Consider the following 19,578-nt stretch of genomic DNA (forward strand, 5'->3'; position numbering starts at 1 on the left):
TTATTTTCACCTCTCTTTCTGCCGCGCATGATTCGACAGCAAGTAGGCGTAAAACATAAAAAATACACCCGTCAGAAATAGACCGATGTTTGTATTTACCCGATACGCTGCCAGCAGAATAAAGGTGCACCCTCCAATAAACAGCAAGTCGTTTAATATTAATTTCAGAAGAACAATAAATTTTTTCACTCTCTCACATCCTAAAAACTGAAATTTCCTGAAAAATGTTCATTTAAGTCAACGTTTGCGCCCGTATCGTGATACATGGCTCTAGCAAAAGCATTCATAACCGCTGCAGCTGGATCTATTCTCTGTGGGGATTTCGCTTTGTCTAACATGATATTTTCTTGCGCGTCTTGTTTAATGATTGCGTTATTATATGCAAAAGTTAAAAGAGGATCGTTGCCATGAATGAGCTTGCCCTCGTATACCTTTTGTCTGTAATCCTTCGTAGGTAAAGAAAGGTGCTGAATCCTTTGCGGAAGCTCCGTCATATTAAATCCTTTACTCTCAAGTCTCTGCGCTAGGTGTAACGCATTCCATTTGTCATATGCAATTTCCATGACTCTCAATTTGTTGACGTGGGCAAATTCAACAATCCATCTTTCAACAAATTGATAATCAACTGCCTCCCCTGGTGTGAATGTCATCCAACCTTGATCACGCCATAAATCATAAGGCACTTTATCAGTAGCCATTTTCTCTTTTGCTTTTTCCTCTGGAATGAAGGAATGCTGACCGACATAATAAAAACCATCAAGAACACCAACCCACCCGACAGAAGTCAAATCAGTTGTCATAGATAGATCTAAACCAAGATAGATCGCCATTTCTTTTAGATCAGGTATTTCACCATGACAGGCCCGCCATTTAGTCATTTTCATGTAGCCGTTGTCCTTTTGATCGACCCATATGTCCATGTTTTTTGTGAGGAAACTTCTCATCTTTTCAGGCACGTCTAATGCAACTTTTATCGCTGACCGTAGTGATTCCATTCCCTCTGGATAAGTTGCTACAATCGGATTTGCCTTGATCCAGTTCGACTCATCCTTTACGTCGTCTTCGGGATCAAGTTCACAGATCATAACAAAATAGTCATCGTTCTCAATTTCAATGTCGGGATCAAGAATTTTGGAAACATATTGATACTCTTTGAAACACGGCCCGTTTAAGTTGAAACCTGCGGTAGTAATGATAACCATTAAAGGACTTCTACGCGCGACCATTCCACTGTCAATAACATCATAAATTTCACTTGTTTCATGTGCTTGGTATTCGTCGACTATTCCAAGAGAAGGGTTTTTTCCGTCTCCTACCTTTCGGGCTTCACGGGATAACGGTTTGATGATTGAATTTGTTGCGTATTTTGTTACCTGCCCGTTAGCGTCTGTGTATTTCCCTTCTAAAATAGGTGCGTGCTTTAGTTGTTCAATGATTGCTTGATAGACTTCATCCGACTGCTCTCTTGACCAACCAGCAATAAACACGCGGTGTTTTTCTCTAGTAGGAAAGATTTCATATGAAGCCATGATAGCCAGCAATTGTGATTTCGCGTTTTTTCTCGCTAACTGGATGTATGCTTTTCTAAAACGCCTGGCACCATTTTCTTTTTTGTAAAAGCCGTAAATATTAGCAGCAATGAATAATTGAAAGTCTGTAAGTTCAATTGGCTTACCTGCTAATATCCCTTCGACATGATTAAATTGCTTGGCCCATTCATAGAAATCAAGAACTGCTTCCGCGTCAAAATAATACGGGCAATCTTCATCTGCTAGCCGCTCTACGTCTTTGATGAACCTCTGAACAGACCATTTGTGCTTCTTTCCTGCTTTTATTTCCCCCGCTTGGATTTTTTCGCAATATGACCATACGCGCTCAATTAAAAGCTCCGCGGTCATTTCTTGCGTTAGCATTACATGCGACCTCCAAAGCGTTCTTCTTCTTTTGTCTTAGGCTTGTCTTCTTTCTTTGGGATAACGAGTTTACAGCGTGAGGAAATGGTTAAGCCTAAATCACTTGATGCTTGTCTGCATTGTTTAAATAATTTGTCTTGATTTATAAGAAGATCACTGTAGGCAGGATTCGCAATTTCAAACTTTTCTCCCTCTGAATTTTCAGCAAGGGTTGTGATCGGTGTCTCTAATAAGATTTCTGTTATTTCTAAGTATTGTTTTCGAGCAAACAAAAAACGGGCAAGCGCATCTACATCTAAATTTGTCATAATTCCGATGTTTTTGAGCTCGTCCGCTATCTTTTTGAATTCTCTTTTTAAATCTTTTGGTAAATATGCTGGTGCTTTTACTTTATCATTTGGCGCCTTTACTTCTTGTTGCCTTCTTTGCTCAATCTCTTTCTTGGTAAGGTTTTTCTTGCCCTTTACCAACAATAAATCTACGGGTTGTCTAGGCCTCGCCATCCTCTCACCTCCTTTCAAAATTTCATTTAGGGAATTTCTCGCGATGTTGAGGGAGACGCGGTCTACAGCAAATCGTTTCTAGGGATTTAACCCTGGGGGGCCTTCCACTTCGATGCGAAGCTGATTCATGTCTCTTTCTATATCTGCTCGTATTGAATCCATTTTCTTATAATGTTGATCAAGTAGGCTTTTGTTCCTTGTCATCCGAATAGCATTATACAGCTTGCTGATTTTGTTTTGCTGCTTTCTGACTTCCGCGTTTGTGTAGTAAGATGTGTACTCAGCTTTACACCCTGGACATACAAGAAAGTGACGTTTAATTCCACGACCGACCTTCATAATCCTAGAACAGTATTTAACTATGAAGATTGTTCCGCAGTGATCACATGTGCATTTTTTATAATCCATTTCCAAACCCTCCATCTTCTTTAGCTGTCTTCCTACTGTGACAGGACGCACACAGCGGCTGCCAGTTAGAAGAATCCCAAAATAATTTTTTATCTCCCTTATGCGGTTTGATATGGTCTACTACTGTAGCCGCAATACGTTTGCCTTGTAACATGCAAGACTGACACAACGGATGCTTTGTCAAATAACCTTCACGCGCTTTACGCCATCGGCTATTATACCCACGGCGTGACGATGATTCACGGAACAGATCATATGAAGGCTTCGATGTCTTATGCTGCTGGCAATATCCTTCTCGTGTTAGTTGAGGACATCCAGGTTCATTGCATGGTTTCAATGGCTTTTTCATTTTTTTCACCCCCAAAAAATAAAAAGCATCCAAAGGATGCCTAAAAGTTCGATCTTTTAGAATAGATATCTAATAAAGTTAAATGAACCTTACTCTTTAAAATATCCATTTTTATATAAGTCGTTTTTTTATCCTCATTCCAAACCTCCAAATTTTCTTTTAATAATAATCCGAGTATTTCTTCAGCAAAATCTGAATTAAATTCGTCTATAAGCAATTTTACGAACTCGTATGTTTTATATTCTTCTGGAAACAACGACTCATTTTCTTTAAACCATTCACAAAATAAAATAACATTTTTAAAATTAAAGTTTATATTTTCATATGAAAAACCGGCTTTAGTCAGTCTGAGGTTTTTCAGACCATCTTTGTAAATATTTAGTTTGTGTTTGGTTTTTAATTTTTTGATTTTATTTATTTCATAAACTTCATTTACTTCTCTTACTTCTGAAACAGTATTTTGATTTACATCTTCCTCATGTCTTTCTACAAACCCGATTGAGCTGAACATATGAAATTCTTTGTTAGTTACATAAGTGAATTCATTTAACAGTTCAACTCTAGGACCAATTATCTTGTTGTTTATGTCGTACCACCAGTCTTCCTTTTGTTCATCCGTTAAGAATATTATATTAACCTCTCTCTCTAAGGCGAAATTTAAAATCTGTTTCCAAAGGATTAAATCACCATATCTATTTTGTATGACAACTCCGTTATAAAATTTAGTTCCCGTTTTCTTATTTAAATCTTTATATCCAGGAGGTATATCCTTTTTAAAACGTTCTTCTGCTTCTTTTTCTAATTCCTTCATTTTAGAGTAATCGTAAGGTTTACCTACTTTATTTTCGTAAAGCTCTGTAATTTTGCTTTTAATCGTATCTTCCTTGGTTAAGTCTAACTCTATTTCATTTTTATTTCTTAATTGCTTTATTTGTTCATCAGTAACATTTTTTATAATTTCAAAGAAACTTTCTACATCTTCTTTATGTCTCTTCTTAAAATTACTTAGATCTTGATTAAGCATGTTTCTAATTTTATTCGGCACATCACCAAAAGCGTCACATACTTTTTCATACGAACCACTTTGCTCTACAATTACAGATTTTCTATTATAATGATATTCCAATGCTACTTGATGAGGCATCCACAGGTTTTTTTTATACTTTTGCAATAAATTCAGTATCTGTTCTGACGTTTCTTGAGTATACCTATATAAATTTAATAAAACATTTGTGTCTAAGACAATAATTGAATTTTTCCAAATATCCTTATCATCTTTATCAAAATAAAACTCACGAAATTGTTCTCTCAAGTCAATTCCTCCAATAAAATAATTCATATAGTTTATCGAACAAAGATGGATAATTTGAAGGAAATGCAAAATTTGTCGAAAAAAACGACCTCCTTAGTGGAAGCCGCTCTCAATTTATTACCTAATACCATCATAACCGCTCTCAGACAAAACGCTTTGCCAAGTTCGTGCCAAAAGTGTGCCATTAATATATTGGACTTTTATTTAAATTAGAATCTTTTACGGTCATATATTTATTATCCCTATCTTTAACTTCATATTTACGAAGTAAGTCAGAAACGATCTCTTTGAAATAAGGAGCTGAAAAGGGACTTACATAAACTTCGTTAATTAATCGAGTTAAATCTACGTCAACTTTTAATCCGGTTTTCTCTATTTGTTTATCTTTATCAAAATTAAATTTACTTAAGTTAGAATCTACTTGAGTATTTACATATCTTATAACTGAACGATACTCTTTTTCATGAGAATAGTGATTCCGTTTAACAAAAAAAGGAGCGGACCAATTATACTTATCTTTAATACTTTGATCTATACCCATAGTGTTAAAATCAATATATTCTACAAAATCATTCATGATACTATTTTCATTATGATTAGAAATAGAAGTGTACAAATTACTCCCAGTTGTTCTTATAGCTACTCCTTCATTACCTTGAAGATATAACTTCCACATAGCTTCCGACTCCGCTTCGTTTTGGTGCCAGCAACTAATATAATGCATTAGCTTTGCTTCTTCAAAAAATTTTGTTAAATGTTCTCCTCCTTTTCCCAAGTCCATAAATCCCTTTCCTATATTCACATAAAGTTTATTGTTAACATCACTTGAAATTTTCTCCACTAAAGATTGATTAAATTCATATTGTTTTAATGGACTTGACCCTTCAAACTTATCTTCAAATAAATCAGCCCTACAATAAAATAACTGTTTAGATTTTAGTAGATCTATAAATTTAGCTAGCGACATGTATTTCCAAAGAGAGAATTGCATTCTTGTGCCCCCTGTTTTTTCATAAATCATACCATTAAAAGTAATTTTTCCACAATATCCACCAATTCACCATATCTAATATTGTGTCTAACTCAGGGAATCGCTGAATCCTTTGCCCCTCTTGCTTTTCAGCCATTTCTTTAAAATGAGTTGGACATTTTCTCATTATGGTTAGTTGATGAAAAAGAGCGCAAAAAAAGACCCACCTGCCATTTAAACAGATGAGCCTATAAGCCAAAGTCGTCCATTGTTCTATCCATTGTGTCTTGTGTGATCCCGATATATCTCAATGTAATATCTGGGCTTGAGTGGTTGAATATTTCTTGCAGCAAGGCCACATCCTTGAACTTCTTATAATGCCAGTATCCAAATGTTTTCCTTAATGTATGTGTACCTATGCTATCAAGCCCAACATACTCCGCTGCCTCTCTCAAGATGTTGTATGCACTGCTGCGGCTGATAGGCTTGTTTAGTCCTTCTCTGCTTCTAAATACATACTCTTGATCATCACGATCTTTAATATATTGATCTAGTGCTTTCCGAAGTGTCTTGTTTACCTTGATTCTTTTTTCTTTGCCTGTCTTCTTCTCCCTCAAAGACACATATTGCTTTCTTACATCTTTCACTCTCAATTGCAGCAGATCGGATATGCGCAAGCCTAAATTGATTCCGGCCACAAAAAGCAGCAGGTTTCGTTTGTTCCGCTCTCCAAGATATTTTTTTATATAATGGATCTGATCAAGGTCCCTGATCGGCTGAACAAAATTCATAATTTATCCCCCTGCTTGTACACTTCTTCTCTCAAAGCAAAGGCCAGTCTATAATACGCTTTGTTTTTCACCCGATAATAATTTCGCTGACTAAGTCCCATTTCTGCATATATTTCGTAATCGTACATCTCTTCATCCTGCATATAGAGCATAACTAGGATGCGCCGCTCTTTTTGCGTTAGACGATTAATGCCCCTTTCGATTCGCTTCATATATTTTTCACGCTCAATCTCCCAATCCATTTTTTTAAGAGCTGCTTCTTCTGTAGATGAGTGGAACTGATTTGAAAAACTCGGCGGCGTAATGGTGTATGTTGTTGTGATCTTTGGAAGAAAGTCTTCTGGCGTTTGAAGCCTTAACATTTTATACTTTTCTAGCATTCTTTCCATCTTTGCTCTAGTTTTTTCCTCGTCGATCTGCGGAATGTCTAAACTTGTTTGATTCATGATAATTCCCCCTTTATTTTCTGCGCATTGCCCCGCCTTTGGCTCTTTTTAACCGCTGCATGTTTTGCCCCATCAGCTCACGTATCTCTCTTTCTGTAAGCTCTTGCGACTGTTTTTTCGGTTTCTCCTTCTTCATGTCATCCTCCGTTCAGACAAATAAAAAACGGACACCAACCAGCACCCGTAAAAGGTGTTGATCAGTGTCCGCAGGCTCTCCGTCTTGGACTTATTTAGTTGTACCTAGTTTCAGTTTTAACTCTTCAAATTTTTCTACAACATAATCGTAGAGTACTTGGTTATCATCGACTTTTTGGTGTTCACTCAATCCCATTTCATGCATTCCTCTTAGTCTCATTGAATCATCGAATCTGTCATTAACTAGATGTATTAAATCAATAGGGCAATATTCAGGGAAGTTATCTATAAACCCTTTCATTTTTGTAATTTGTTCATGATCCAATCCGTCGTATCCTTTTGGCGTGTATACATCTTTGATGGCAATTTGGTACAAAGGCTTATAAATTTTTTCAAATGCATTTTCATAGTTCTGTAATTCTTTATTTTCTTTACGAATCTTCTTTTCTTTTAAGTACACTGCAAAGTTAGCAGCAACTGCTGAAAGAATAGCTGTAATAGCAATGGTCAAGATTTTTTCTAATTCCATGATATAACCCCTTTTTTATTTTAATTATACTATGAAATGTGAATTTAACAGCTATTCCCTCTAACATCCTGATCTGAAAACGAAGACCCTTAATTTATATTGAATTTAACGGATTCAAAGGTTCCGATGTAGTTTCGTTTCTTGGAATCGGTGTAGCAGTCCAGTTGGATCACGTATGTTCCTTTGCCGGTACGCTTGCGGATTTCACTCACGCTAAACGACTTTAGAGGCGTGGACGCTTTGAAGCTGCCTCTTTGAACTAGATTAGTATCTGTTAAACCACCATTGGATCTCTTTTTATAAACTCCAGCGGTGTAGTAAAGTGTTCCCGATCCTTTCTTTTCCACTCTCCAATCAACTGTCTTGGCGCCTGCATAGTAATTGGTGTCATCCGTAAAGACTCTCGCTTGATGACCATATCCCTCAGTTTGCCAGTTTGACCATACTGCTTGAGCAGACGGCGCATAAAGCACCGCCGCAATAATAATAGTTAGTGTGATTAGTAGTTTTTTCATACTAAGTCCTCCTTAGGAAATCTAATATAGTTTGGTGCTTCTTCAAGCATTTCTTCAAAAATTGCATCTATCGCTTCTTGGAAAACAGTTAAACCGCTTTCGTAATTCGTTGAAGTTCCGTTAATTTTTTCAGCAAATCCTTTAGCAAACTGCCTTTTGAATTTCACTTTGATTGATTCATCCCAATTGTTTGGATTGTCATTAAATGCGATCACCAATAGATCAATAGGTAATTTAATGACCACATTATCCCCGTTCAATTTTGCATAATTCATATTCATTCCCCTTCCCAGTGCCCATTTCTTTTCATAACGTCAATTATTTCATGGATATATGGCTCATCTTGATTAATAATCACATAGTTGTTAGAAGGCTTTTTTTCATCTTTTTTCCGACCTTCTTCTATATACATTTCCACCTCTACTAGATGCTCCAAAAATTTCGTTAGTTGATCTCTTGGAACATATTTAGAAGCATCACGAACACTCAAAATTGAATATTTCATAGCAGGCTTCTGTCAATGATCAGTACCATTTCTTCTAGGAGGAGAGGAGGTTTTGACCTCAACCCCGTACTTATTCAGGCCTTTTTCCTGCTGCTTGTGCAGCTTTGTAATTACAGATGAGATAATCGGGTTGTTTTCGTTCATTGTGCTTCCTCCTTTAGTGATTGCATATCAACGTTTAAGACTTGAAGCATCCAAAGAAGAGTAGCCATTCCGGCAACAGCTTCTTTATCCGCTCCATTCGAACGAACTCCTCTTTCTCCAAAGTCGTTCATTCGTTCGATGATTTGATTTTGTTGCTTTTTATTAAGCTTCATATGTTTTCTCCTAACTGAAAGTCGCTTCCGGCTCTTCATCTGGTGTGACTTCATCCTCTTCCCACTCAATATCAAGATCGAGTTTCACGTTGTTTTGACTTAATCTCATTAGCAAGATTTCAAAGTCATTTAGATGTCTCAGCGACTTCAATTCGTTGCTCGTTCTATAGTCGATATCCCATTCCTTTTCTCTTTTTTTATAGATAGAAATTGGTATCTCAAAATTCAAATCTTCGTCATGCTCACATTCAAAAAATATTGTGGCGTATTCAAAACTACTCCATGATCTGTCCTCATTACGCTCAACTTGAACACTAACCTCAACCGCTTCATACTCTGGACCAGCTTCAAATTCAACTTCAAGGCCGTCAGTTTCTACTTCCTTTGCCACATACTTTTTCCATTCATCAAAGAGGTCAGACAGTTTGATAGTCTTTTCTTTTTCTTCAATCATTAAATTCTTGAAGTTCTCAAGCAGTGTTCGGTTATCAAATGACGCTTCTTTTATCGTTTCTACTAGCACATGGTCTAGCTTGGTGATGTATTCTGAGTAATCGTAAGTTTCAAGGTATGGGACAATGACGCTTTTCAACTTGTTTTCAATGACTTTTCTTGCTTCTCCACCGTATGAAGAAAACAGGTCTTCAAGCGCTTTTGAAACGCCTTGTTTCAATTGCTCTGCGATCAGATTTTCAACCATTCCATTTTCTAATTGTTGTGCAATAACATCTTTAATATTTTTTTCAAGGTTCATTATTTTTTCCTCCTAAGCCGCTAGGCTGTTATATAAGCTGCAAATTAAGTGCTTTTTTCCGTTCTTCCAGTAGCTTTGCTTTGACCTCTTTGACTGGAATAGGTCTGATAGGTCTGCCAAGAAAAGAGACAACAATATCCGTGTATTCAATGCTGACATCTGTATACCCGACTGATTGATACGGCTTGCCCTCAATCCACACGAGTTTTCCAAGTTGTATCTTTTTCAAGATGTGTTCTTTCCCCGTTCTGATTCTTGCTACAATGTCTACTGTTTTATATTCAGCTGGATTAAATGTCTCTGGCTGATACAGCATTTTTTCAGCTGTATTTTGACATGTGTATACAATTTCAAGCTGGCTATATGTGATTGAAACTTCTTCTATGCCAATGATGATCCAGTTTGTTTGTTTAAACTCCAGCAAGTCGCCAATCTGCAACGGCTGCTTGTACAGGTTATAAGTCTTTTTAATAGACTTAATGATGTGTTTCATTGCATCAACCCAGCAATCGTTATAATCCCCATGAAACCAAGAAGCATGAAGATAACAGGCCCGTTTGATTCACGTTTTGCCAAGATGACATTTCCCTCTATAACAAGGTCATCATTTTCACGTACCAGCATTGGTACAACGTTTTCTGGCACTTTAAGATGAGCAGCTGCATCCTGAATCGTGATCGCTTGATGTTTGCAGGCTTTGACGGCCTGAGACAATTCAACGTGTTTTGGTAGACTCATACTCTTTCACCGTCCAATCGCTTCATAAAAGCAAATTCATATTGTTTCTCGATGTTTTTCATGGCTGCTAATCCGCGGAGCTGATAATTCTTTTTCTCTATTTCTCTTTTCAAACGTGTCACCTCGTCAAATAGGTCAACGTTTATTTGATTTTTTGATAACATCGTGATTCCTCCCCCGCCGGGGATGAACATCCCCTGCTTATTTATTGAATTTGAATCCGTAGTCAAAACGTATTCGATCTAATTTGCCTTTAATGGTTTCGATTATCGTGTGTCCGTGCTCTGGTGCTTCTGTTATATGAGCTGTGTTATTAATCCCGTCTAGGACAATCACTTGAATTTTCCCCGGTTCAACATCAGCTGTAAAAAGGTCGTTTTTTTCTAATGTGATTCGTTGTGGTTCATTCACTTTGATCACTCCATGTGATATAATTAAGATTCATGGGCTTAATTACTCACATTTTGATGTGAATTCTACCGCTGAGACTCGACGGATTGATCTGTGCGCTGCCAACGCCAGTCTTTACGTTTGAGTCTCTTTTTATATGGCTTGGGTGGATGTTGCTGCCTATATACTGCTAGTTCTTCCTCTGACATAACCCACGCTTTCACTGGACCTGCTTTGTATGGATTCGCTACATTTTCCAATATGCTCACCTCCTTTTATTCGTCACGCTGCGGAACGTTGAGATTATAGATTCTTTCGAGTTCTTCGTCAGATAGTTTTTCGCAATACTCGCGACCAACGTTTGTGAGACTCAACCACTCGATCATTAACGCTCTATCATCACTACTCATCACTTGATGCCTCCCCTCTTTTTGAGGTGGCGCACGGCTGCTGTCTTTAGCTGTTTCGGACACTCTTCATATCTCGCAATGACTTCCAGCTGGCGTGCTGTCGCTTTTTCAAATGGCAACAAGATGCTCTTTTTCTTCATGCTGCTTGTCCCCCTTTCCGAAGACTCCGCCTTTACGTGGTTCGATCTTGCCTAGATCGCCTTGATCTATAATAAGCAGCAGAATTTCATCAACATTGCGTGCTAAACGATTTGCGATGTGTCTAATCGGTTCATGATCCTGCCACATCTTCCGAAAAGATATGATATCCCTCTCGCACCATATGAAGTCGCTGGACGGGCAAGCGTAGTAAACTGGTTGATCTTCAAACAACTTGCGTAATTCTCGCTTCTTCGCCATCATGACGCTCTTTTTGATGTACATAGGCTCGTTTGCGCCGACACCGTTCGGGCGCTCCTTGATCTTTCCTCTTTTGCTGAAATCAATCATCAGCATTAACACTTCTTCTTCTGGCCTGCGAAACAGCTCGGCCATTTCACTCAAAGACCTGCCTTCGTACCAGTAATCCAAAAACCTCTTGAGGCCAACAATGGTCCATTCGAAATTGAAATCTTCTAAAATGATTCTAGTAGCACTCACTTTGCAATTTCCTTTCTGCGACCGACCTCTCTGTGTACAACGTGCACAGATGTCGTCAGATTCTTTTCTACGAGCCAATAAAGTGGGTTCAACCCATTTACTACTAAAATCTTTCTTTCGGCTCTCGTGGGCTTTATACCGCCTTTTTTCATGATCGTTCCTCCTTGTGTTTTTTTATAGGCTATTTAACTTGCAATTTCGGAAGCGGTTGAATTGCTGATGGTCATAGTTTTCTCCTAAAATGGCAATTCTTCGTCACGCTTATCAAAGGTGTCTTTAAACAAAATGTATTTAGACTTTTTTGTCATGCGTGATACAAGTTTTGTGTCGTACATTTGTTTTAGTTTGTCCCCTGTTAAATTGGATGTGTAAATCGTTGTTTTATCCTGTCTAGCCGATGTGACTGCATAAAGTATCTTGTGAATAAAGTTAGTGGCTTCGCTCTTTGAATGTTCAGATCCCGTTTCAGCACCAACATCATCAATCACTAGATAATCCACATCACCTATAAGCCCAGTTACATAACCTTGTGTGAATTTACTTTCTTTGTTGTTGAAAGAGTCTTGAATTGCAAAAGCAGCATCAGCAAGGTTTATAAACAAGCATGATTTGCCCATGTCTTTAGGGTTCTCAGGGTCAGGCGGCACATTCAGAGCTTTGAGCGCGGCATAAGCCAGATGACTCTTACCCACTCCTGGATGACCTTGCAGAAAGATATTAAACACTTTTCCTTGTTTCAAATAACCGACAAGCTCCATCATGAGGCGTTTGTTTGCCGTTTCCTCAGGCTCTGTCACTTTGTAATTATCAAACGTCGCTTTAGCAATGGTTCTGTCTCGGAAGATGCTGCGCTTCTCCAGCATGTTGAAATTCTTTGTACGCTGGCTAAACTCGATCTGCCTCTCCAAGTCTTTTTGGATCTTCTTTTCATCTGCCTCCAGCTCACATCTTGGGCAGATTATTTTGCCATTGAGGATCATCATACGAACAGGCTTGATGACATCCTCGTTCCCTCTTGTGAATGTGTGTTTATTGCAGTATTCAGAATGGAAGGTCATTCTTGCGTTTAAGGACTCCGCCGCCACTGATTTGATGCTCTGCACGCTTTATCACCTCATCACTGTGATTTAAGTAACCCTCGAATTTGGTTCCAAATAGCGTTTCAGGTCGGAGGTATTTACTCATGTCTGGGTTATTACGCCATTCATAGCATTTGGACAAGATCACTTTTTTAAAGTCATCGAATCTAAATCCCTCGTTCCATCTTGCTCTTATGTCTTTTTGTGTTTTTGGTGTGGTTGTTCTGAATTTCTTACCTGACATTTGATTCAACAGATCAACAATCAGCTTGAAAGGAATTTCTGTTTTTTGAGTTTTTGGATTATCTGCAGTCGGGTTGCCCGACAATATATCTTTTAATTCTTTATCTATATCTAATTCTTTATCTATATCTATTGCGTTACTCTGCGTTACCGTAATGTTATCTGTAACGTTACACGGTTTTGGTAGTTGCAAAGCTCTTTGTTTGTCCCTGTGTTTAGAGACTCTTTTTCTGTTTTGTTCTCTAATTTTTTCAAGGGCATCTAAATTCTGATGCTTCTCCCAATTACATATACTTATATAATTCTGTTCATTAATTTCTATCATCCCGAATTTCCTGAAAGTGTCTAAAGCCATTCGGACAATTCCTAATGGTCTTCCAAAAATATGCGCTAACATTTCGTCTGTGTAAGGCACGTTTTCACTTAGATAAATAAAACCAGATGCGTTAGTTTTTCCTGCTTGAGCAAGTAATTTAACCCATATAATCAACAGAGTGTCAGATTCAGGCATTTGTTCAATGAGTTTGATCTTTTCATCATCGAACATCTGGGTGCTTAGCTTCACCCATTTAACTTCACCCATCTTCAAAATCCTCCTAATGTTTTTGAGTTTTTCTAATTGAAGCTTGTCCTTTAAAAAAAGGTGAAACAAATGTTTCAAGCCTCTTTAGTTTTTTTGTTCTTTTCTTTTTTTACTGGTGTGTAATAAGGCGCCACAGCCTCAGTAAAAAGTTTTTCTCTGTCTTCTGTTCCAAAGAAAACTTCTCCAAGAAACAGGTTGCTTTTTCTCTTTTGCTTTTTCTTAGCCATAAAGATCACCTCGACACATAATATGCAGTGTGGACAGTAGGACTACCCACCAAAAAAATCAGCAGTTTCAAATTTGAAAATTAAAAAACCCCAAGCATTATTCCTGACAGGTATTAAATTATTCAAAAAAAAGCTTGGCTTTTATGCCAACTTGCTCTGAAATTCTCTCTAAGCTTTTAAAAGTAGGAGAAATTTTTCCGTTTTCTAGTCTCGATATATAAGAACCCGTAAAACCCATCACTTCTGCGAATTCTTCTTGAGAAAGACCACTCTCTTTTCTTTTCGTTTTCAACATTTTAGCTAGTTCATTAAGGTCAATCACACAGCACCTCCTAATATTCCTGTCAGGAATGAATATACCACACAGGAATATTATTGGCAAGTCTTTTCCAAAAGAAATATTCCCGTCTGGAAAGTCAGTATGCTATAATTATTATGTAATTTTGGTTAAACTGTTACGATCAAAGGTGGTTTAAAAATGGAGAATAGAAAAATCGGTTTTGCTGTAAAGCGTCTACGTTTAAAAAAGAAGAAAACTGTGGAAGAGGCAGCTAAGGAAATTGGTATATCTCAAAGCTATTTATCTAGAATTGAGAATAACTCACAAATTCCCTCCGTTAAAGTTATAAATAAAATAGCAGATTATTTTGATGTACATAGTTCATATTTATTTTTGGATGAAGAAAGCATAAATAGCTTTACTGAAAAAGAGAACGAATTATTCTCAAGCAAACATATTAATATAAATGACCTTGAAAAATTAAACATTGTTCATGACAACGGCTCTAAAATCACAAAAGAAGAAATTAATTATGTAATTGATCGCCTAAAGGAACTAAGAGAATTAAGAGAAAATTATTTAAAAGGAAAAGAATAATTTATTTTTTTTTGCTTTCTTCTTCAAGTTTCTTTATTTTAGATATTTCTCTCTCTATTTTTTCAATAAGTTGTTCGTAACTAGACAATATACTTTCCCCCTAATTTAACTAGTGTTTCCTGTTTTGTTGTTTTCCCAAAACAGGAAACACCTCTTTAAAACACGAAAGACGATACCATTTCTGGTAACGTCTTTTTTTACATCCCTACTCTAACTTCTTTTGTTTGAATAATCATTTCTTTTTCACTCTTCATATCAGCGTCCTTCACTCCGGCTGGTAAAAGAAAAATTGTTATTATAAATAAGCTAGTTAATGCTTTCATACTTTCACCTCCCTTGACCTTTAAAGTGTAAGATCTAAATCCATTTTTTTCAACTGGATTTTCGGGATATTAGCTCTAAAGTAATCACGCTGTTCAGAGAAAAAGTGTAAACATAATAAAATTTTATCTGTCCTTACCTCTCTAATTCCATCAAATAGATATGCATAGGGGCGTAAGGATTTATCTAAATAATACAGTTTAAGTGAACTACCTTCACTTAGAACCTGTGTGAAATGTGTAACATTATAATCTTCATCAATTTTTTTACACCAGTAATATTGAAGAATAGCAATCTCTTCTTTATTTTGGATAACTTCTTCTTCTCTCTCTGGAAACTCTTCATATAATTTCAAAAGTTGCTTGTAGTAATTTAGTGATTTCTTATACGACTCAAAAAAATAGGATAGGCCAAGTAAATATGTTGCGGTCATGACATGGCTTTTGCTAATACCTGTTTTCATTAAAGACATTGCAGAATCTCTTGCTTTTTCAATATTATTTTCTTGTTTCAGGTACGTGTTTGCAAGAATTTCATCAATTCTCGCTTTAAAGCTCTTCTTTAGAAATGGATCATTAATTCCTTTTAAAAATTCCTTGGCTCTATCAATTGAATACAAACTTAAATCGTACTTCCCGATATTGTAATAGACATATGATTCAAATATTTCAAGTAATGTTTTACCTTCTATGGTTTTTGCTTTAAGATTGTTTAATGCTCTTTGGTGTTCAAGCGGTTTAAATGATTCTCTAAAGTTCAAAGCAAAGCGGTAAGCATTACAAGCGTCTGGTGCTACAGAAGAATAATTATCAATAATATATCTTATTTCATTAAACATCTGATTGGTGTAATAATATTCCAAAGCGCTATAAATGTATTTCTTATCGAAGCCACTTTTAGAGTATTCTTTCATCAATTGTTTTTCTTCACTAGGTGAAATTTCCCTTACTGTTTCTATGACCATCCAAAAAGCTATTTCTTTTCCCGAAAAAAATTTACTCATATAACCTTTTGTAATCCCGATCGCTTTGGCGATGCTATTTTGGGATTTCTCCATTTTATCCAGGTGTTTTTTCAGAACGTCTCTTATATCATCATTTTTAATTGTACTGTGCATACGCTCACCTTTCAAAATCAATTTAGCACTCTAAAGTCGAAAATGCTGTCACAAAATGTCGAATAAGTATGAATTTTTAATCTAAAATTAAAAACAATCCTTTTCTGTTAATTCAATTATAATCCTTTTAAGGTTTATATTAACATATAACTTTTGGAGGAGTTATATGCTGCGAGCTTTATTTGTAAATATGAGTAGGATTATTAGCAAGTAATTTCCAACATGATATAATTATTGTTATTGATTAAGATTAAGTGTTATTAAATTGGGGTGTCTTTATCTAATGGATTATAAAAAAAACGAAATAATCGGAATAAACTTAAACAGACTAAGAAACAAGCAAAAACCTAAACTATCAATAAGACGTCTCGCTGAAGAAGTTGGTCTGAGTAATGGGTATTTATCAAAGCTTGAAACCGGTAAGATTAAAAGTCCGTCTTTGGAAGCCATGATGAAACTTTCCGATTTTTTCAATGTGGATCTCAGCTTTTTTATTACCGATCCTAGATATATTGATTTCAACGGCAAAGATGTAGAGACGAATCAAGTTTATGTGAATGGACTGACTCTTGATACAATCAAAAATATTAACATTATAGATGATGATGGAAACCCATTAACAGATGATGAACGAAATTTCATGCTTGATGCATTAAAGAATTATAGAGCCTCTAAGGTCAAATTCATCACAAGCAATATTTCATCGAATGACGATTGATTTTAAGCTTCTTTTTTCCACTCCTATTTCTTTCCCCTTCCTCTAAGCACTTTATTTCTACACTTATTCGAGGATTTATTGTTCGTTTGCAAAAGGTATGCTTAGCATTCGAAATGTGATTTCGAACAGTCTTTTCGCTAATAAAAAGCTCGCTTGCAATTTCTTTTGTTGTTTTATCTTGGACGAGCAATTCGAATACTTCTCTTTCTCTTTTGGTTAATAGCGGCTTGGATTGAAACTCTTTCTCCTTCAAGTATTGTAACCCTCCTTGCTAAGGTGAGAGCTCTAGTCTCTATAGAATGGGATTCTGTATAGTCGAGATATCATATGCCGGGTGCCTGAGGTAGGTGACGTTAAAATCAAGAAATCCCGCATATCAGCGTCCAATTTCTGCGCTTTCATCCACGCAAAAAAGGACGAGTCTCCTCCCCGAGACATCGTCCTTTTTTGCGTGGTATTTAAAAGATTGAAATGGCGCCTGTTAACAATGCAATAAGTGTTGTAAAAAGGGCAGTTAACACGGTCCATAGCAGTGCATATTTTTGCAAATCACCAATATCTTTGTTCAGCATACTGACAAGCAGCAGTGTTGAAGCTACAAGCGGACTCAGTAAGTGAACAGGCTGCCCTATGATAGAGGCACGTGCAATTTCCACCGGATCAATCCCATAAGCTGCGCCGGCTTCAGCCAAGATTGGCAGCACTCCGAAATAGTAAGCATCGTTTGAGAGCACAAATGTAAATGGCATACTCGTCAAAGCAACAATCAGCGGGAAAAATGAGCTGTAGGAATCCGGAATCATGTAAATGACCAAATTGGCAATGGACTCAACCATTTTTGTTCCAGAAAAAATCCCTGTGAAAATCCCTGCTGCAAATACAAGTGTGATAACCGTTAATGCGTTTCCTGCATGAGATAAAATTCGCTCGCGCTGATCTTCAACCTTTGGATAATTGATCATCAGAGCGATGACAAATCCAATTAAGAAGAGTACAGGAATTGGTATGATATCCATGACGAGTGTGACCATGACCGCAATTGTTAAGAAGAAGTTAATCCAAATCAGATTCGGTCTCTTGATATTGGCTACTCCATCTTCAATTGACGCAGCCAATTCAGGAGAAATGGACGGCTCTTCTTTGTACTGAATCTCTGCAATCCCAATCCGTTTTCTTTCTTTTTTCCCAAGTACATAAGCAGTAAAAAGTATAAAAAGACCGCCTCCAACCATCGTTGGGAGTAATGGAATGAAAAATTCGCCTGCATCTAATCCAAGCGCCGCGATTGCACGAGTAGCTGGACCGCCCCATGGCGTCATTCCGCTCATAATTCCTAATGATAATAATGAAATTGTTCCTAAAATTAATGGATTCATCCCAATTCTTAAGAAAAGTGGCAGCATAGCTGATACGGTAATCATGTACGTTGTTGTTCCATCACCATCTAATGCAACAAGCATAGACAAAATCGCTACCCCAAAAGCAATTTTGACAGGATCACCTTTTACAATACGTAGAATGAGTTTAATCAGAGGATCAAACAATCCAGCATCCAGCATGACACCGAAGAATAAAATCGCAAATAACAATAAAGCAGCTGATGGTGCAACAGTTTTCAGTCCATCAAGCATCATGTCCCCTAACCCTTTGTTAAAGCCGCCGATCAATGCAAATATGATAGGTACAACGGTTAGAGCCACCACCGGATGCATACGTTTTGTCATAATGAGAAATGTAAATGTCAAGACCATCAAGATCCCTAAAATAGCTAGCACTTTATATCCCTCCATCCTCTTCTTTACATGATCTGCAAGCGCCCCCTTGCACTTGCGATCTATATGTTAGCGCTTTCTATTTCAAGGATATAATAGCTTTTTTTATAATGAAAATATTGATTTTTTCGTATATTCAATAAATTTCTTTTATAATCAACCTTGCTGATTTCTTAAAAACTCAATGAACGCTTTCACCACAGACAAATGAAGTGAGTCTGGCTGGTACATGAGCCATGTATCTCTTAAAACAGGCTGTCCATCTTTATACGAAAGTCCTTTTACAAATAACTCATCACTTGGTCTGAGGCAAATTTCTGGGACAATGGCATAGCCTAAACCATGCTTCACCATCTCTTTTGATGTATCCTGACGGTCTGTCTCCATCGTGACAAGCGGAGGCATTGTGAATGTTTCCTGCCACCATCTGTTAATCAGCCGTTTTAATGAACTGTCTGTATGATAGTCAATGAGCGGCAGATTCGGGAGATCCTTTAGCTGAATTTCTGATTTTGAAATAATGCAAAGACGCTCTTTATCAAGCAAAAAACGCTCTCCATTCCAGTCATAATCGCCTCTTAAAATCCCTAAATGCACACTTGATGTTCCTAATAAATCCATTACCTTTGTGCTCCAGCCTGTGTTGACCATAAATTGAACATGTGGATACTGCTTAGAAAATTCCTTTAATATTTCTGGCAGTTTATACTGGGCAAAGTTACTTGAGACCCCTAACCGAATGGTTCCTTTGACCTTTTTTTGCATATTGAGCATGCCATCTTTCGTTTGCTGCAGCTGTTTGAGCATGTCATTTGCGTATTTAGCCAAGTATTCGCCCTCTGATGTAAATTCAATTCCTCGTTTTCTTTTAAAGAAAAGTTTCATATCAAACTCCTCTTCAAGCTGTTTCAATCGATAGCTTAAGGCAGGCTGAGAGACAAATAATTTTTCTGCCGCTTTTGTGATGTTCTTTTCTTCATAAAGTACCTTTAAAAACCGCCAATCTTTTTCATCCAT

Annotated in this window: 36 protein-coding genes; 2 read left to right on the forward strand and 34 right to left on the reverse strand. The window is 37.0% G+C overall.

Annotated elements, in window-relative coordinates:
• Window positions 1–6 precede the first annotated feature (6 nt).
• The 29 genes from NSS76_RS13100 to NSS76_RS13235 form a co-directional block, all read right to left on the reverse strand.
• Complete coding sequence (locus NSS76_RS13100) at window positions 7–189, reverse strand: hypothetical protein (RefSeq protein WP_280149360.1); 183 nt, start codon at window positions 187–189, stop codon at window positions 7–9.
• Window positions 190–200: 11 nt separating this feature from the next.
• On the reverse strand, window positions 201–1,913 hold the full coding sequence (locus tag NSS76_RS13105) for a terminase large subunit (protein ID WP_341082364.1): 1,713 nt from the start codon (window positions 1,911–1,913) through the stop codon (window positions 201–203).
• Window positions 1,913–2,416, reverse strand: a complete 504-nt coding sequence (locus NSS76_RS13110; RefSeq protein ID WP_057079380.1) for a phage terminase small subunit P27 family — start codon at window positions 2,414–2,416, stop codon at window positions 1,913–1,915. The genes NSS76_RS13105 and NSS76_RS13110 overlap by 1 nt, the downstream gene beginning before the upstream one ends.
• Window positions 2,417–2,813: 397 nt before the next feature.
• On the reverse strand, window positions 2,814–3,173 hold the full coding sequence (locus tag NSS76_RS13115) for an HNH endonuclease (RefSeq protein WP_341082365.1): 360 nt from the start codon (window positions 3,171–3,173) through the stop codon (window positions 2,814–2,816).
• 40 nt (window positions 3,174–3,213) lie between these two features.
• A complete protein-coding gene (locus NSS76_RS13120) occupies window positions 3,214–4,485 on the reverse strand; it encodes a PIN-like domain-containing protein (RefSeq protein ID WP_341082366.1) in 1,272 nt (423 codons plus the stop codon).
• A gap of 184 nt (window positions 4,486–4,669) precedes the next feature.
• Complete coding sequence (locus tag NSS76_RS13125; RefSeq protein WP_341082367.1) at window positions 4,670–5,476, reverse strand: DUF2971 domain-containing protein; 807 nt, start codon at window positions 5,474–5,476, stop codon at window positions 4,670–4,672.
• 227 nt (window positions 5,477–5,703) lie between these two features.
• Entirely contained in the window at window positions 5,704–6,246 is a 543-nt protein-coding gene (locus NSS76_RS13130) for a site-specific integrase (RefSeq protein WP_017358204.1), read from the reverse strand.
• Entirely contained in the window at window positions 6,243–6,692 is a 450-nt protein-coding gene (locus NSS76_RS13135; protein WP_073206808.1) for an ArpU family phage packaging/lysis transcriptional regulator, read from the reverse strand. The genes NSS76_RS13130 and NSS76_RS13135 overlap by 4 nt, the downstream gene beginning before the upstream one ends.
• A 13-nt stretch (window positions 6,693–6,705) precedes the next feature.
• The gene (locus NSS76_RS13140) at window positions 6,706–6,828 is read right to left on the reverse strand and encodes a hypothetical protein (protein ID WP_276205480.1); all 123 of its coding nucleotides are present in this window, start codon (window positions 6,826–6,828) and stop codon (window positions 6,706–6,708) included.
• Between the two features lie 90 nt (window positions 6,829–6,918).
• On the reverse strand, window positions 6,919–7,356 hold the full coding sequence (locus NSS76_RS13145) for a hypothetical protein (protein WP_073206812.1): 438 nt from the start codon (window positions 7,354–7,356) through the stop codon (window positions 6,919–6,921).
• 89 nt (window positions 7,357–7,445) lie between these two features.
• Complete coding sequence (locus tag NSS76_RS13150; RefSeq protein ID WP_341082368.1) at window positions 7,446–7,871, reverse strand: hypothetical protein; 426 nt, start codon at window positions 7,869–7,871, stop codon at window positions 7,446–7,448.
• The gene (locus tag NSS76_RS13155) at window positions 7,868–8,146 is read right to left on the reverse strand and encodes a hypothetical protein (protein WP_073206818.1); all 279 of its coding nucleotides are present in this window, start codon (window positions 8,144–8,146) and stop codon (window positions 7,868–7,870) included. Before NSS76_RS13155 ends, NSS76_RS13150 begins: the two co-directional genes overlap by 4 nt.
• A 2-nt stretch (window positions 8,147–8,148) precedes the next feature.
• Window positions 8,149–8,376, reverse strand: a complete 228-nt coding sequence (locus NSS76_RS13160; RefSeq protein WP_073206821.1) for a hypothetical protein — start codon at window positions 8,374–8,376, stop codon at window positions 8,149–8,151.
• Window positions 8,377–8,388: 12 nt separating this feature from the next.
• Window positions 8,389–8,520, reverse strand: a complete 132-nt coding sequence (locus tag NSS76_RS13165) for a hypothetical protein (RefSeq protein WP_341082369.1) — start codon at window positions 8,518–8,520, stop codon at window positions 8,389–8,391.
• Window positions 8,517–8,693, reverse strand: coding sequence for a hypothetical protein (locus NSS76_RS13170; protein WP_341082370.1), 177 nt, complete (start codon window positions 8,691–8,693; stop codon window positions 8,517–8,519). The genes NSS76_RS13165 and NSS76_RS13170 overlap by 4 nt, the downstream gene beginning before the upstream one ends.
• 10 nt (window positions 8,694–8,703) lie before the next feature.
• Window positions 8,704–9,447: a hypothetical protein gene (locus tag NSS76_RS13175; RefSeq protein WP_341082371.1), complete on the reverse strand. Its 744-nt coding sequence runs from the start codon at window positions 9,445–9,447 to the stop codon at window positions 8,704–8,706.
• A gap of 28 nt (window positions 9,448–9,475) precedes the next feature.
• Window positions 9,476–9,940 (reverse strand): hypothetical protein, encoded by a 465-nt coding sequence (locus NSS76_RS13180; protein WP_341082372.1) that lies wholly within the window; start codon window positions 9,938–9,940, stop codon window positions 9,476–9,478.
• A complete protein-coding gene (locus tag NSS76_RS13185; protein WP_341082373.1) occupies window positions 9,937–10,185 on the reverse strand; it encodes a hypothetical protein in 249 nt (82 codons plus the stop codon). The genes NSS76_RS13180 and NSS76_RS13185 overlap by 4 nt, the downstream gene beginning before the upstream one ends.
• The gene (locus tag NSS76_RS13190; RefSeq protein WP_341082374.1) at window positions 10,182–10,349 is read right to left on the reverse strand and encodes a hypothetical protein; all 168 of its coding nucleotides are present in this window, start codon (window positions 10,347–10,349) and stop codon (window positions 10,182–10,184) included. Before NSS76_RS13190 ends, NSS76_RS13185 begins: the two co-directional genes overlap by 4 nt.
• Before the next feature lie 37 nt (window positions 10,350–10,386).
• A complete protein-coding gene (locus NSS76_RS13195; protein ID WP_017358222.1) occupies window positions 10,387–10,596 on the reverse strand; it encodes an XtrA/YqaO family protein in 210 nt (69 codons plus the stop codon).
• A gap of 65 nt (window positions 10,597–10,661) precedes the next feature.
• Window positions 10,662–10,835 (reverse strand): hypothetical protein, encoded by a 174-nt coding sequence (locus tag NSS76_RS13200; protein ID WP_341020894.1) that lies wholly within the window; start codon window positions 10,833–10,835, stop codon window positions 10,662–10,664.
• A gap of 15 nt (window positions 10,836–10,850) precedes the next feature.
• Window positions 10,851–10,985 carry a BH0509 family protein gene (locus tag NSS76_RS13205; RefSeq protein WP_341082375.1) on the reverse strand — a complete coding sequence of 45 codons (135 nt, stop codon included), beginning with the start codon at window positions 10,983–10,985 and terminating at the stop codon, window positions 10,851–10,853.
• A complete protein-coding gene (locus tag NSS76_RS13210) occupies window positions 10,985–11,125 on the reverse strand; it encodes a hypothetical protein (RefSeq protein WP_289407654.1) in 141 nt (46 codons plus the stop codon). The genes NSS76_RS13205 and NSS76_RS13210 overlap by 1 nt, the downstream gene beginning before the upstream one ends.
• Window positions 11,094–11,624, reverse strand: a complete 531-nt coding sequence (locus NSS76_RS13215; protein ID WP_151284819.1) for a hypothetical protein — start codon at window positions 11,622–11,624, stop codon at window positions 11,094–11,096. Before NSS76_RS13215 ends, NSS76_RS13210 begins: the two co-directional genes overlap by 32 nt.
• Window positions 11,621–11,776, reverse strand: coding sequence for a DUF6906 family protein (locus NSS76_RS19645; protein WP_445662183.1), 156 nt, complete (start codon window positions 11,774–11,776; stop codon window positions 11,621–11,623). Before NSS76_RS19645 ends, NSS76_RS13215 begins: the two co-directional genes overlap by 4 nt.
• An 84-nt stretch (window positions 11,777–11,860) precedes the next feature.
• Window positions 11,861–12,727 carry an ATP-binding protein gene (locus NSS76_RS13220; protein ID WP_341082376.1) on the reverse strand — a complete coding sequence of 289 codons (867 nt, stop codon included), beginning with the start codon at window positions 12,725–12,727 and terminating at the stop codon, window positions 11,861–11,863.
• Window positions 12,666–13,529 carry a phage replisome organizer N-terminal domain-containing protein gene (locus tag NSS76_RS13225; protein WP_341082377.1) on the reverse strand — a complete coding sequence of 288 codons (864 nt, stop codon included), beginning with the start codon at window positions 13,527–13,529 and terminating at the stop codon, window positions 12,666–12,668. Before NSS76_RS13225 ends, NSS76_RS13220 begins: the two co-directional genes overlap by 62 nt.
• 74 nt (window positions 13,530–13,603) lie before the next feature.
• A complete protein-coding gene (locus tag NSS76_RS13230) occupies window positions 13,604–13,756 on the reverse strand; it encodes a hypothetical protein (protein WP_017367805.1) in 153 nt (50 codons plus the stop codon).
• A 118-nt stretch (window positions 13,757–13,874) separates the two neighbouring features.
• Window positions 13,875–14,078, reverse strand: coding sequence for a helix-turn-helix domain-containing protein (locus tag NSS76_RS13235; protein WP_269379470.1), 204 nt, complete (start codon window positions 14,076–14,078; stop codon window positions 13,875–13,877).
• 156 nt (window positions 14,079–14,234) lie between these two features.
• On the opposite strand from NSS76_RS13235, the gene NSS76_RS13240 reads away from it, so the two are divergent.
• Window positions 14,235–14,633, forward strand: coding sequence for a helix-turn-helix domain-containing protein (locus tag NSS76_RS13240; protein ID WP_058015859.1), 399 nt, complete (start codon window positions 14,235–14,237; stop codon window positions 14,631–14,633).
• A 197-nt stretch (window positions 14,634–14,830) separates the two neighbouring features.
• Here NSS76_RS13240 and NSS76_RS13245 read toward each other — a convergent pair whose 3' ends face one another.
• Complete coding sequence (locus tag NSS76_RS13245) at window positions 14,831–14,956, reverse strand: hypothetical protein (protein ID WP_341082378.1); 126 nt, start codon at window positions 14,954–14,956, stop codon at window positions 14,831–14,833.
• Between the two features lie 20 nt (window positions 14,957–14,976).
• Entirely contained in the window at window positions 14,977–16,092 is a 1,116-nt protein-coding gene (locus NSS76_RS13250; protein WP_341082379.1) for an AimR family lysis-lysogeny pheromone receptor, read from the reverse strand.
• Between the two features lie 262 nt (window positions 16,093–16,354).
• Between NSS76_RS13250 and NSS76_RS13255 the strand changes: the two genes are divergently transcribed.
• A complete protein-coding gene (locus tag NSS76_RS13255; protein WP_341082380.1) occupies window positions 16,355–16,789 on the forward strand; it encodes a helix-turn-helix domain-containing protein in 435 nt (144 codons plus the stop codon).
• Here the strand turns inward: NSS76_RS13255 and NSS76_RS19650 are convergent.
• From NSS76_RS19650 to NSS76_RS13270, 3 genes are all read right to left on the reverse strand, one after another.
• Window positions 16,758–17,042, reverse strand: coding sequence for a helix-turn-helix domain-containing protein (locus tag NSS76_RS19650; protein WP_420797613.1), 285 nt, complete (start codon window positions 17,040–17,042; stop codon window positions 16,758–16,760). The two genes, NSS76_RS13255 and NSS76_RS19650, sit on opposite strands and share 32 nt — an antisense overlap.
• 205 nt (window positions 17,043–17,247) lie before the next feature.
• Entirely contained in the window at window positions 17,248–18,564 is a 1,317-nt protein-coding gene (locus NSS76_RS13265) for a CitMHS family transporter (protein WP_341082381.1), read from the reverse strand.
• A 153-nt stretch (window positions 18,565–18,717) separates the two neighbouring features.
• The gene (locus tag NSS76_RS13270; protein ID WP_024423208.1) at window positions 18,718–19,578 is read right to left on the reverse strand and encodes a LysR family transcriptional regulator; all 861 of its coding nucleotides are present in this window, start codon (window positions 19,576–19,578) and stop codon (window positions 18,718–18,720) included.

Origin of the sequence: Bacillus sp. FSL R5-0654 (genome assembly GCF_038008745.1) — a bacterium.
In the GTDB taxonomy this organism is placed as follows: Bacteria; Bacillota; Bacilli; order Bacillales; family Bacillaceae; genus Bacillus; species Bacillus safensis.